The 12,554-nt window shown below is 56.0% G+C and carries 9 protein-coding genes; 3 read left to right on the forward strand and 6 right to left on the reverse strand.

Annotated elements, in window-relative coordinates; translation table 11 throughout:
• Positions 1-252: 252 nt before the first annotated feature.
• The 3 genes from speE to speD all read right to left on the reverse strand — a co-directional run bounded on the left by speE (position 253) and on the right by speD (position 3,572).
• Positions 253-1,107: a polyamine aminopropyltransferase gene (gene speE, locus DW088_RS03905; RefSeq protein ID WP_118359683.1), complete on the reverse strand. Its 855-nt coding sequence runs from the start codon at positions 1,105-1,107 to the stop codon at positions 253-255.
• Positions 1,108-1,123: 16 nt separating this feature from the next.
• Positions 1,124-2,581, reverse strand: a complete 1,458-nt coding sequence (locus DW088_RS03910) for an aminotransferase class I/II-fold pyridoxal phosphate-dependent enzyme (protein WP_117491390.1) — start codon at positions 2,579-2,581, stop codon at positions 1,124-1,126.
• 226 nt (positions 2,582-2,807) lie between these two features.
• Positions 2,808-3,572 carry an adenosylmethionine decarboxylase gene (gene speD, locus DW088_RS03915; protein ID WP_110435194.1) on the reverse strand — a complete coding sequence of 255 codons (765 nt, stop codon included), beginning with the start codon at positions 3,570-3,572 and terminating at the stop codon, positions 2,808-2,810.
• A gap of 544 nt (positions 3,573-4,116) precedes the next feature.
• Here speD and DW088_RS03920 point away from each other — a divergent pair.
• Complete coding sequence (locus DW088_RS03920) at positions 4,117-4,800, forward strand: peptidoglycan recognition protein family protein (RefSeq protein WP_118359685.1); 684 nt, start codon at positions 4,117-4,119, stop codon at positions 4,798-4,800.
• 191 nt (positions 4,801-4,991) lie between these two features.
• Entirely contained in the window at positions 4,992-6,008 is a 1,017-nt protein-coding gene (gene aroF, locus DW088_RS03925) for a 3-deoxy-7-phosphoheptulonate synthase (protein ID WP_118359687.1), read from the forward strand.
• 72 nt (positions 6,009-6,080) lie between these two features.
• Here aroF and DW088_RS03930 read toward each other — a convergent pair whose 3' ends face one another.
• A complete protein-coding gene (locus DW088_RS03930) occupies positions 6,081-6,908 on the reverse strand; it encodes a polysaccharide deacetylase family protein (RefSeq protein WP_118359689.1) in 828 nt (275 codons plus the stop codon).
• 145 nt (positions 6,909-7,053) lie between these two features.
• On the opposite strand from DW088_RS03930, the gene DW088_RS03935 reads away from it, so the two are divergent.
• Entirely contained in the window at positions 7,054-8,793 is a 1,740-nt protein-coding gene (locus tag DW088_RS03935; protein ID WP_118359691.1) for a copper amine oxidase N-terminal domain-containing protein, read from the forward strand.
• Between the two features lie 58 nt (positions 8,794-8,851).
• On the opposite strand, the gene pheT is transcribed toward DW088_RS03935, so the two are convergent.
• Together pheT and pheS are read right to left on the reverse strand one after the other, a co-directional pair.
• Entirely contained in the window at positions 8,852-11,260 is a 2,409-nt protein-coding gene (pheT, locus tag DW088_RS03940; protein ID WP_118359693.1) for a phenylalanine--tRNA ligase subunit beta, read from the reverse strand.
• 119 nt (positions 11,261-11,379) lie between these two features.
• Positions 11,380-12,399 (reverse strand): phenylalanine--tRNA ligase subunit alpha, encoded by a 1,020-nt coding sequence (pheS, locus tag DW088_RS03945; protein ID WP_110435200.1) that lies wholly within the window; start codon positions 12,397-12,399, stop codon positions 11,380-11,382.
• Positions 12,400-12,554 lie beyond the last annotated feature (155 nt).

The raw sequence follows: 12,554 nt of genomic DNA on the forward strand, positions 1-12,554 counted from the left end.
TCCCCGCTGAGGTTCAGCGAAAACCTCTCCGCCCGTTAGGGGCGAACCCGCCTGCGGCAGTTCGTGTACCCCAGTCAGCCGGTGCTGAAAAAAGGCTGCCGCCCGGATAGGGCGAACCCGCCTGCGGCAGTTCGTGTGCCTCAGTCAGCCGGTGCTGAAAAAAGGCTGCCGCCCGGAAGGGGCGAACCCGCCTGCGGCAGTTCGTGTGCCCCAGTCAGCCGGTGCAGAGAAAGCGGTTGTCCAACGCCTACGTTACTCCACCTTTTCCAGCAGCTTCTGCACATAATTCGGCAGATAGAACGCGCCCTTGTGCAGATTGGTATTGTAATATTTGGTTTCCAGTCCCAGACTGTTCCACCAGTCCGGATTCAGATCGCGCACCGGATGCACGCCGCGCGACGAAAAGCCGAACAGCCAGTGTCCGGACGGGTAGGTCGGAATATGCGCCTGAAACAGACGGCTCAGCTCAAACGAGTGCACGATATTGCGGTGCGCTCTCTGGCACGCCAGCGCATCGCCCTTGTAGAACGGGCTTTCGTGCTGGTTGACGAGCACGCCGTGCTCCTTGAGCGCCTTGTAGCAGTTGCCGTAAAATTCCATCGTGAACAGGCCCTCGCCCGGGCCGAACGGGTCGGTCGAGTCGATGATGATAAGGTCGTACTCGTCCTCAATCCTGCGGATATACTTTAATCCGTCCTGATAGAGAATGTGCACGCGCGGGTCGTCCAGTGAGCACGCCACACCGGGCAGGTACTCCTTGCAGACCGCAACAACGCGCTCGTCGATCTCCACAAGGTCGATGTGCTCGATGTGCTGATAGCGGCACAGCTCGCGGACACAGCCGCCGTCACCGCCGCCGATGACGAGCACCTTTTTAATCTTCTCACCGAGCACGGCCAGCGGCACATGCACCATCATTTCGTGATAGATGAACTCATCCCGCTCGGTCAGCATCATGTAGCCGTCAAGCGTGAGAAACCGACCGAATTCCTCGCATTCAAACACGTCGATGCGCTGAAAGTCGCTCTGTTCGGTGTAAAGCTGACGGTCTACCTGTATCTGCAGCCCAACCGTCGGCGTGTGCATTTCAGTAAAGGTAAGTTGCATGGGTGAAACGCTCCTTTTATTCCGGGCTGACAACGCCGCGGATGACCTGCAGGTTGTTCACCTCGGGGTCCTCGGTGCCGAGCAGCATGCAGTTCTTTTCCTTGGCGTAGCGAATATAATCAAGAATATCGCGGGTGATACGCTCACCGGGCGCGAGGATCGGGATGCCGGGCGGATAGCACATGACAAACTCCGCGCAGATGCGTCCGACCGACTCCTCGAGCGGCATGGCCTTCTTGTCCGCGTAGAACGCCTCCTGCGGGCCGGCGACCACCTGCGGAGAGATATACTCCTGCCGCATGAGCGTCGCCTTGTCGCGCTTGTAGCGGCGGCGAATGTCCGCCAGAGCGGCTACCAGACGTTCGAGGTCGCGCTCACGGTCGCCCACCGAAACATAGGCGAGCAGATTGCCGAGATCACCGAACTCGGTCTGAATATCGTAAAAATCGCGCAGAATGTCGTACACCTCGATGCCCGCCAGACCAACGTCCAGCGTGTTTACCGCCAGCTTGGTCGTGTCGAAATCGTACACGGTGTCGCCGTTGATGAGTTCGCTGCCGTAGGCGTAGTAGTCACCGATGGCGTTGATCTCCTCACGCGCATAGGTCGTCAGGTCAACGACCTTTCGGAAGATCTCCTTGCCGTGCAGGGCAAGGTTCTTGCGCGAAATATCCAGACTGACCATCAGCAGGTACGAACCGGAGGTCGTCTGGGTCAGGTTGATGATCTGGCGAACGTGCTCCGCGTTCATCGACGGGCCGCACAGCAGAAAGCTGGACTGCGTGAGCGAACCGCCCGACTTGTGCATGGAAACGGATGCTAAATCCGCGCCTGCCGCCATCGCGGAGACCGGCATATTTTCACCGAAGTAGAAATGCGTGCCGTGCGCCTCATCGGCCAGCACCTTCATGCCCGCCGCGTGCGCGAGCCTTACGATTTCCCGAATGTTCGAGCAGATGCCGTAATAGGTCGGGTTGTTGACGAGCACCGCCTTGGCGGACGGGTGCTTCTCAATGGCGGCCTTCACGTCCGCGACCGACATGCCGAGTGAAATGCCCAGCCGGTCGTTCATCTGCGGGTTGACGTAAACCGGAATCGCACCGGTCAGCACGAGCGCGTTGATGACGCTGCGGTGTACGTTGCGCGGCAGAATGATCTCGTCGCCGCGCTTTACCACCGACAGGATCATCGCCTGTACACTGCTCGTCGTGCCGCCCACCATCAGGAAGGCGTGCGCCGCACCGAACGCATCCGCCGCCAGCTCCTCGGCCTCGCGGATAACGCTGGTCGGGTGGCATAGATTGTCGAGCGGCTTCATCGAGTTGACGTCCACCGTCATGCACTGCTGACCGAGGAATTTCGTTAATTCCGGCGAGCCGCGTCCGCGCTTGTGTCCGGGCACATCGAACGGCACAATACGCATGTCTTTGAAGTTTTCGAGCGCCTCCATAATTGGCGCACGGGATTGATCCATAAAAATGCCTTCTTTCGGCAGAGAATGATATACTGCGCTTTCGCGCGAAGCGCGCATGAAATACAATCTGCGCAGCAGATTGATAAAAACCGGGAGCATGTATCACGGTTTTTATACAAGGAATAAACTTTGTGTGCCGCGCAGCGACGCGCAAAGTTTATTGTGAGACAAATCCGAACATCGTTCGGTTTGTCTTTTTCGATTGAAAATGTATTTTCAATCGAAATCAGTAGATGTTCTTCCCCGAGAAAATCTCAATCATCTCTCGTCTGAGGTCGGAGTGAATCTTGAGTCTTGTTTTCGGCGGCAGCTCATAGATGTCGGTATTGAACAGATAGTTCTGCAGATCGACCTCCTTGAGCAGCATTCTCGTGTGGAACAGATTGGACTGGTACACGTTAATGTCGTAGGCGTCGTACCGCTCGAGCGTTTTCGGGTCGATAAAGTCCTGAATGGACGTCATATGGTGATCCATGAACAGCTTTTTGCCCTCAATATCGCGGGTAAAGCCGCGCACGCGGTAGTCCATGGTGATGATATCCGAATCGAACGAGCCGATCAGGTAATCGAGCGTAGACAGCGGCGTGATCTCGCCGCAGGTGGCAACATCAATATCCACGCGGAAGGTGGCAAGGCAGGTATCCGGATGGTATTCCGGATAGGTATGCACGGTAACATGGCTCTTGTCGAGGTGCGCGACGATGGTATCCGGCTCGAGCGCGGGCTTCATGTGCTCCTCCGCGATGAGAAAGGTTACGGAGGCGCCCTGCGGGTCGTAATCCTGCTTGGAAATGTGCAGCACATGCGCACCGATCATCTCGGTTACCCGCTCGAGAATGCCGGTCAGTCGTTCGGAGTTGTACTGCTGGTCGATATATTTGATGTAGTCACGCTGTTCGCGCTCGGTCTTTGCATAGCAGACATCATAAATGTTGAAGGACAGCGCCTTGGTCAGGTTGTTGAACCCGTAAAGTTTAAGCTTGTTCTGCATTTCATATCCTCACAATACCAAAAAATCCCCAGGCGAAAGGGGTACACACGGTACGCTTTCACTTGGGGATGATCGTTCTCTTTTTGCGGATGCTTCTGCACATTCCGTAGGTTTTATGGAAGAGGAAAGAGTCTATATAGCAAGAATCGTTACTTTTACTACTCTTATTGATCGTTTCACAAGTGTGATGCGCCCGCGGCACACGGCTTTTAGTCAGCCAACTTATAAAATTCAATAAGGCAACAAAGTTGCCAGTTTCGGCATTTGACCCGGCTGTCCGTATGGCCTTGGCACCGTTTTCGCGCAGAAACCGGGCGGTCAAAGAAATTCTGCTGAAAGGCTTCGCCTCTCCGAGTAACTTTTATTATAAGGGAATCCGCGTGCAAATGCAAGTTCATCTTGCAAATTTTACGAATTTGATACCGAATCCGCCTATACGGTGTCGCCATCACAAAAAGTTTACAGTCTTTGTTTTGAAAAATCGCGTAAAACGTAGTACAATGGAACAGTAAGACGATATCATTCTGAAAAGATAAGGTGAATCATGGCACGCAAAAAGAGAAGCAAGGGACTTCGGGTCAGCCTGATGCTGACAGTCGGACTGATGATCGTGTCGTTTGCGGCGGGCATGCTGACACAGAGGATCGTGTTCCGCGAGCCGCAGACCGACGCCGGTCTGACCTACATTGAGGATATTCCGGTGATGACCGACTTTCTTCCCGAGGGCACACGCGCCCGTCCGGGACAGAAGCGCGAGATCAAGTATCTTGTCATCCACGAGACCGACAACACCGGCACCGGCGCAAATGCGGCCGCGCACAACTCATTCATCCACCAGAACGCCAACGCCGAGGAGGGCATTGTTTCGTGGCACTACACGGTGGACGATCACGAGATCTACCACCATCTGCCGGATGATGAGACTGCCTATCACGCAGGCGACGGCATGGAGAAGAACGGCGGCAACATGAACGGCATCGGCATTGAAATGTGCGTCAACTCGGACGGCAACTACGAACAGACGCTCATCAACACCGAAAAGCTGTGCGCGCGGCTGCTGATCGAATACGACCTGAACCCGTCCAAGGCACTGAAAAAGCATCAGGACTTTTCGGGCAAAATCTGCCCGTCCACCCTCATCAACAGCGGCCGCTGGGATGAATTCTGCAGCGCAGTAACCGCCAAATACAAGGAGCTGAAGGCCGATGAGGCGGCAAACGCATCGTAAGCAGCCGGTTAGCAGAATGCAACCATGTGCAAAAAGCGTGGGAAATCAAAGGGCGATTTGTCGTAAATCGCTCTTTCTTTTTGCCCTCTGATATGGTATACTTCAAATCGTACGCTGTAAAAAAGCTGAAAAAATCAAGCGTATATCGAATTCTACTTAAAATTTATCACATTGTGAAGGAGTGAACTGAAATGATCGTTGTACTCAAACAAAACAGCGACAAAGGACATGTCGAAAAACTGATGCAGCATTTCACGGATATGGGGCTGCGGATCAACTATTCCGAGGGCGCAGACACCACCATCCTGGGCCTGATGGGCGACACGACCCGGCTCGATGAAAGGGACATTATGGCGTATGACGTGGTCGAGCGTGTACAGCGCGTGACCGAGCCGTTTAAGGCCGTCAACCGCAAATTCCATCCCGAGGACACGATCATCGAGGTTGCGGGCCGCAAGATCGGCACCGGCTACTTCAATGTTATGGCAGGTCCGTGCTCGGTCGAGAACGAAGCACAGATCGTCGAGTGTGCCGAGCGCGTCAAGGCTGCCGGCGCCTCCTTCCTGCGCGGCGGTGCATTCAAGCCGCGTACCTCCCCGTACTCGTTCCAGGGTCTGGAGGCCGAGGGTCTCAAGCTGCTGCTCGAGGCAAAGCGTCAGACCGGTCTGCCGATCGTCACCGAGATCATGAGCGAAAAGCATCTCGACCTGTTCGCAGATGTAGATATCATCCAGCTTGGCGCCCGCAACATGCAGAACTTCATGCTGCTCAAGGAGCTGGGCCGCTCGAAAAAGCCGATCCTCCTCAAGCGCGGTCTGTCCGCCACCATGGAGGAGTTCCTCATGGCTGCCGAGTACATTTTCGCAGGCGGCAATACCAATGTTATCCTGTGCGAGCGCGGCATCCGTACCTTTGAGAAGCTGATCCGCAATAATCTGGATATCTCCGCTGTTCCGCTGGTTAAGATGTTCAGCCACCTGCCGATCATCATCGACCCGTCCCACGCAGCAGGCCGCCGTGATATGGTGCAGCCGCTGTCCCGCGCAGCCATCGCTGCCGGTGCTGACGGCCTGATCATCGAGGCGCATAACGATCCCGCACACGCCCTCTGCGACGGTGCACAGTCGCTCGACCTCAACCAGTTCGATACCGTCATGAAGGACATCAAGCGCCGCGCCGAGTTTGAAGGCCGCACCATGATGCCGTAAAAGCAAACAATGCACAAAACCCTCTCTGAAAATCCAGAGAGGGTTTTATTTTACCTTGCCGCCCCCTGCGGTTTAGCCGGATATCAGGTCTGTCAGTGCGCCAAAGGCATAACCCGCACTCTCCCACTTGGTCAGCAATTCATCGAGAATCCTCGCATTGGTCTCGCTGGTGGAATGCAGCAGCACGATGGCCCCGTTATGTATCCGCGGAAGCAGCTTGGAGAATGCCTGCTCATCGGTCGGCTGATTATCCGTATACCAGTCCACATACGCGAGCGACCAGAAAACCGTGGTATACCCCAGCTCCTGCGCCTGCCGGAGATTCTCCTCGCTGAACTTGCCCTGCGGCGGACGATAAAATTTCTGCATCGGCTGACCGGTCAGCGCGGTGTATTTCTCCTCGAGACCGTTCAGCTCCGCCGCAAACGCGCTCTTATCCGCAATGCCGGACATATCCGGATGGTGCAGCGTGTGATTGCCCACAATATGCCCTTCTGCGGCCATGCGCTTTACGAGATCCGGTGCGGTATCAATAAAGTTTCCCACCACGAAAAAGCAGGCAGGCGCGTTATGCTTTTTGAGCGCATCCAGAATAGCAGGCGTGCAGCCGTTCTCGTAGCCCGCGTCGAACGTCAGGTAGATGGTCTTTTTGCTCGTATCGCCGACGTAAAACGCGTTGTACTGCCGCAGTTCCTCGGCGGAGACATTGCCGACCGGCGGCTGACCCTCGGTTTGGAACGACAATCCCCAGTCGCTGACAGACGCGGAAACCACCTGTTCGGCGGCTGTCGGCTCAGCATTTTCGCGCGGAAACAGAATGAAAACCGCAGTCAGAACCGCAAAAACGCTAAGTCCCACACCGATTCGGCGCAGACCCGTGCGTGTGATCGTGATAAACATAGCAGTGCCCTCCCTTGCTCTACCCTATGCGGCTGCATGGGCAATATGCCGATTTTTCTCTGCCAATTTGCGGCAGGTTACAGGTAGACAACCCCTACTGATTTCCTGTACAATGGTAGTAACACCAACATGAGGGGGTTACGACATGAAAAAGATGAAACGATTTGCCTCTGCGGCACTGGCGGCACTGCTGCTGGCAGGCTCTGCGCCGAGCGCGCTTGCGCTGGATTCCACACCGCCGATGTACAAGCAGTTCGGGTGTGACAGCGCGGAGGCGTTCATGCAGAGCAATGACTGGGAATGGTACATGCTGGATTATGACGAGGTCAGCGACATCTACCGCACAGCTTTGCAGGAATTAAAAGCTGACCCGAAGCGTGCACTGGAATGCGGCAACTTCGACAGCTGGGAGCACCTTGATCTGGCAATCGAATACGGCATATGGGACAGCCGTGATGACTATCTGCGTGATGTGGCATGCTCGTTCGTTCACGAAAAGGACGATGACATGCGCAAGCAGCTCACCGTACAGCTGAACGGCAAGAATATCCGCTTTACCGATACCAAACCCGAAAAGGTAAACGGCCGTATCATGGTGCCGTTCCGCGCCATTGCAGAAGCATTTGGTGCTGAGGTAAGCTATGATTCCGGTGCCATTACCGCAAAAAAAGATGGACAAACGCTTTCGTTCGCACTCGGCAGCAAGCAGCTTACTATTGTGGACGACAAGACCGGAAAAACACTCAAAACCACTGAAATTGACACCGCACCGTACAAGAAAAGCAGCAGAACCTATGTTCCGGTACGCTTTTTCGCTGAAGCGTTTGGCTTGAATGTCCTGTGGGATGACTATTATCACACTGCTGTGCTGTATGACCGTGCTGCACTCATTGCAGAGGTCAACAGCAAATTTACAGTGCTCAATCAATGGCTTAAAGCACAGCCCAAGCAGGATACCGCAACGGCCTTGAAGAGCGTTGCGACCGTCAATGCACTGTACACGGTCTTTGACACTGTGGACGGCAACAAGGATTACAATGCAAACGCCAATGTCACTATTTTGTCTCAAGGACAAAACCTACAACTGACAGCTACTGCCGACCTGCGCATGCTGGCCGACCTGCTGCTTGATACCGACACAGACAATCTGCTTTCTGCGACAGCGCTGACGATGCTCAAGGCTTCGCTCAAAGATATCCGCGTGGATTTCCTGTGCGACCCGTCTAGCGGTTCGCTCTATCTGCGCTGTCCATCCCTTGCCAAGCTGCTTGTTGCAAGCGGTTACGACAATGAAGAGAACGTTACCGCAATGGCCAACGGTGCGTGGCTGCATATCCACTCGTTTGAACTGCTCGAGCCAATCGTCGGCACAACAAACCAGCTTGATGAGTTGCGGGACTTTTCGCTTACCTCTGCCGGTGATGCGATTGTTACCTCAATGGAGCAGGAAGACGAAAACAGAAATTTTGAATTTTTATGGGAAAGTGTGCAGGCACATGCAAACTATCTTGCTGCAATCTTCGGTGATGAGCTGTTCACGCGCAGCGGCACCAGGTATACCGCAAAATCCGAAACAGACGACGGCTATGGTACAACGCAGAACACGACCTTCACGCTGGATATAGCAAACGGTTCGTTCTCTGCTGCGTTTGAAAAGCGCGAGGAATACTGGAAGAGCGTCACGCTGACCACCTTTGAATTTTCCGGTAATCTGCAGGATTGCCGCATCAAGCTGTCGCAGCACAAGAAAAATGACAGTATTGTGACCGTTGACCTGACCCTTTCCTCTTCCCCGTCGGATTCTGCGCCGAATGTCAAGCTGCCGGACGGCAGTAAAGTCGTCGAATGGGTATACAACGACCCGTACGAGGAACCCGAAGAATAAGCACACAAAAAAAGAGCAGATGCCAAGCATCTGCTCTTTTTCTATCCAATTCAGGAATTTAGCCGCGCAGCTGCGCGCCGAACTCGGTCTCGAGCGCCGAGATAGCGGCACGCATTGCCTTGTCGCACTCCTCATCGGTGAGGGTGCGGTCGGGTGCGCGCAGGGACAGCGAATATGCAACAGACTTCTTGCCCTCCGGGATTCCCTTGCCCTTGTAAACGTCAAACAGCTTGACCGACTCGAGCAGCTTGCCTGCCGCCTTCTCAACAGCAGCCTGCATGGAAGCCGCCGGAACGGCATCATCAACCAGAACGGCGATATCGCGGGTGGATGCCGGGAACTTGGGCAGCGGATGATACAGCTTCTCCGGGTCGATGGCAGCCAGCAGCGCGTCCATCTGCAGCTCGGCAGCGAGCACCTCGCCGGACAGACCGTAGCGTGCGGCAACGGTCGGATGAATGGTGCCGAATACGCCGATCTCCTTGCCGTCAATGAGCACCTTGGCACAGCGGCCCGGGTGGTAGGACAGGTTGGCCTTCTCGGGAGCAAAGGACGCGTCCTTGATGTTCAGCTCACGCAGCAGCGCCTCGATTACGCCCTTGAACTGGAAGAAGGACAGGCGGCCGTAGCTGCCGAGGGTCAGGATCTTCTCCTCGTGCGGCAGTACGTCCGGGTCAGCCTTGCCGTCCTTGACGGTCGGGGTGTAGATGGTGCCCAGCTCGTACAGCGAAGCGGTCGGGTTGCGGTGTGCGTGGTTGTGCGCCAGATTATCCAACATGGACGGCAGCACGGTGGTACGCATTACGCTGAAATCCTCGCCGAGCGGATTGAGGATGGTGGTGGAGATACGGCGCGGGTCGTTCTCGTCCCAGCCGATCATGTCGTAGAACTTCGGAGAGATGAACGAGTGGCTCATGGACTCGTCAAAGCCCGCCTCGCGGCAAACCAGCGCGGCAGCGCGCTCCGCCTGCTGAGCCGGCGTGAACTCACCCTGTACCATCTCACCGGCGTACAGCGTGGTCGGAATCTTGTCGTAGCCGTACATGCGGGCAACCTCCTCGGCTACGTCGCACATACGGTTGATGTCGGTGCGGAAGAACGGCACAACGACCTCGTTGTTCTCGATCTTGAAGCCCAGCTTCTCGAGCAGCTTTACCTGCTCCTCCGTGGACAGTTCCAGACCGAGCAGCGCGTTCATCTTGTCCGGCTCAAACGGCAGACGCTTGTGGTTCGGGTCGGAGTTGTCAACGTCAATGATGCCGTCAACGACTTCGCCTGCGCCGAGCATCTCGATCAGTTCGCACGCACGGTTGACTGCATCGAGGGTCATGCGCGGGTCAAGGCCCTTCTCAAAGCGGCCGGAGGCCTCGGTACGCATGCCGAGCGCCTTTGCGGTGATACGAACGGTAGCGCCGTGGAAGTTCGCGGATTCGAAAACGACAGTCTTGGTGTCGTCCATAATCTCGGAGTTTGCGCCGCCCATAACGCCTGCAACAGCAACCGGCTTGTCGTTGTCGCAGATGGCGAGCATCTTGTCGCTCAGGTCGTGATCCACGCCGTCCAGAGTCTGGATGGACTCACCGTTGCGGGCACGGCGGACAACAATGCGGCCGTCGGACAGGCACTTGTAATCGAACGCATGCATCGGCTGGCCGTACTCAAGCATAACATAGTTGGTGATATCAACGATATTGTTGATCGGACGAACGCCGCAGGCGTGCAGACGCTCGCGCATCCACGCCGGAGACGGCTCGATCTTGATATTCTTAACAATGCGGGCGGTGTAGCGCGAGCACAGGTCGGTATCCTTAACCTCAACCGACATATACTCGTTGATGTCGCCGCCAACGCCCTTTACCTCCGGGGTCTTAACGCTGAACGGACGGTCGAAGGTAGCCGCAGTCTCGCGGGCCAAACCGATCACGCTCAGGCAGTCCGGGCGGTTGGACGTGATCTCAAAATCGGAAACCCAGTCGTCCAGACCGAGTACCTTCTTGATGTCCTCGCCAACCGGGGTACCGGCCGGCAGGAACAGGATGCCGTTCTCGCACGCATACGGTACGCAGCCGTGGGACAGACCCAGCTCCTGGAACGAGCACATCATGCCGTTGGACGGCACGCCGCGCAGCTTGCCCTTGGTGATCTTCACGCCGCCCGGCAGGGTGGACTTGTGCAGGCAGACCGGGCAGATCTCGCCAACGGACGCAGGCGTTACATTGGGTGCGCCGGTGACGATCTGCACCGGCTCCTCCTTGCCGACATCGAGCTGGCAGATCTTCAGATGGTCGGAATCCGGGTGATCGACAACCTCGAGGATCTTGCCGGTCACAACGTTGTCGATCTCCGCGCCGAGGTAGTAAACCTCCTCGACCTTGGAGCCGGACATAGTCAGCTTGGCATCATACTCCTTCGGGGTGATGCCGGTCATATCGGTATAATCCGAAAGCCAGGATAATGGCAGTTTCATTGATAGGAACACTCCTTTTGGTGTTATTGTTGTCCGTAGGGCGCGACGATAATACGTATCGCTTGTAACATGCGGGAGAGTGCGGCGGGATGAGGTCACCCCGCCCTACGGGTGCAGGTTTAGAACTGGTGCAGGAATCGAACGTCGTTCTCATAGAACAGACGGATATCGTCGATCTTGAAACGGCCCATAACCATACGCTCCAGACCGATGCCGAAGGCGTAGCCGGAGTATTCATTCGGGTCGATGCCGCTCATCTCAAGCACCTTGGGGTGAACCATGCCGCAGCCGAGGATCTCGATCCAGCCCTCGCCCTTGCAGAGCGGGCAGCCTTCGCCGTGGCAGCGGTAGCACTGGATATCCATCTCCGCAGACGGCTCGGTGAACGGGAAGTGATGCGGACGGAAACGAACAACCGTGTCCTCGCCGTACAGCTTCTTTGCAAACAGCTCGAGGATGCCCTTCAGGTCGCTCATGCGGATGCCCTTATCGACAACCAGACCCTCGATCTGATGGAACAGCGGAGAGTGGGTTGCATCAACGGCGTCCGAACGGTAAACACGGCCCGGCGCAATAATGCGGATCGGCGGCTTGCGCTTTTCCATCGTGCGGACCTGCATCGGAGAGGTCTGCGTGCGGAGCACAACGTTATCCGAAATATAGAAGGTATCCTGCGTGTCGCGTGCCGGATGGTCCTTCGGAATGTTCAGCGCCTCAAAGTTGTAGTGATCCAGTTCAACCTCCGGGCCCTCTGCGATGGAGAAGCCCAGACCGAGGAAAATCTCCTTGAACTCATCGAGCACGATGTTCAGCGGATGCTTTTTGCCGATGACAACGTCCTCACCCGGCAGGGTAACGTCGATGGTCTCAGCCTCCAGCTTCTTCTCGAGCGCAGCCTGCTCGATCAGCTTCTTCTGCTTGTCAATGATGGTTTCGATCTCCGCACGAACGTCGTTGATCAGCTGACCAACAACCGGACGCTCCTCTGCAGCAACGTCCTTCATGCCCTTGAGCAGCGCGGTCAGCTCACCCTTTTTGCCGAGGAACTTAACGCGGGCCTCGTCCAGCGCGCGCGAATCCTTCGCGGCAGCGAGCTGCTCCTTCGCGGTCTGCAAAATGCCTTGCAGCTTTTCTTTCATACCAATTCTCCTTTGGAATGTGATTTTGTGATAGGGTGAAGGCGGATAGTTCGTAGGGCGTGACGACCTCGGCACGCCGTCTGAAATCATCAGCTGCCGTTCGATGCGGCGCGCCGAGTCGTCGCGCCCTACGGGTATCATCCGTTACAGTGGTA

It is taken from the genome of Butyricicoccus sp. AM05-1, from assembly GCF_003474415.1.
In the GTDB taxonomy this organism is placed as follows: Bacteria; Bacillota; Clostridia; order Oscillospirales; family Butyricicoccaceae; genus Agathobaculum; species Agathobaculum butyriciproducens.

Coding starts and splice junctions, on each gene's coding strand:
- speE (WP_118359683.1), bottom strand. CDS start 1,107: ATGCAACTTACCTTTACTGAAATGCACACGCCGACGGTTGGGCTGCAG.
- DW088_RS03910 (WP_117491390.1), bottom strand. CDS start 2,581: ATGGATCAATCCCGTGCGCCAATTATGGAGGCGCTCGAAAACTTCAAA.
- speD (WP_110435194.1), bottom strand. CDS start 3,572: ATGCAGAACAAGCTTAAACTTTACGGGTTCAACAACCTGACCAAGGCG.
- DW088_RS03920 (WP_118359685.1), top strand. CDS start 4,117: ATGGCACGCAAAAAGAGAAGCAAGGGACTTCGGGTCAGCCTGATGCTG.
- aroF (WP_118359687.1), top strand. CDS start 4,992: ATGATCGTTGTACTCAAACAAAACAGCGACAAAGGACATGTCGAAAAA.
- DW088_RS03930 (WP_118359689.1), bottom strand. CDS start 6,908: ATGTTTATCACGATCACACGCACGGGTCTGCGCCGAATCGGTGTGGGA.
- DW088_RS03935 (WP_118359691.1), top strand. CDS start 7,054: ATGAAAAAGATGAAACGATTTGCCTCTGCGGCACTGGCGGCACTGCTG.
- pheT (WP_118359693.1), bottom strand. CDS start 11,260: ATGAAACTGCCATTATCCTGGCTTTCGGATTATACCGATATGACCGGC.
- pheS (WP_110435200.1), bottom strand. CDS start 12,399: ATGAAAGAAAAGCTGCAAGGCATTTTGCAGACCGCGAAGGAGCAGCTC.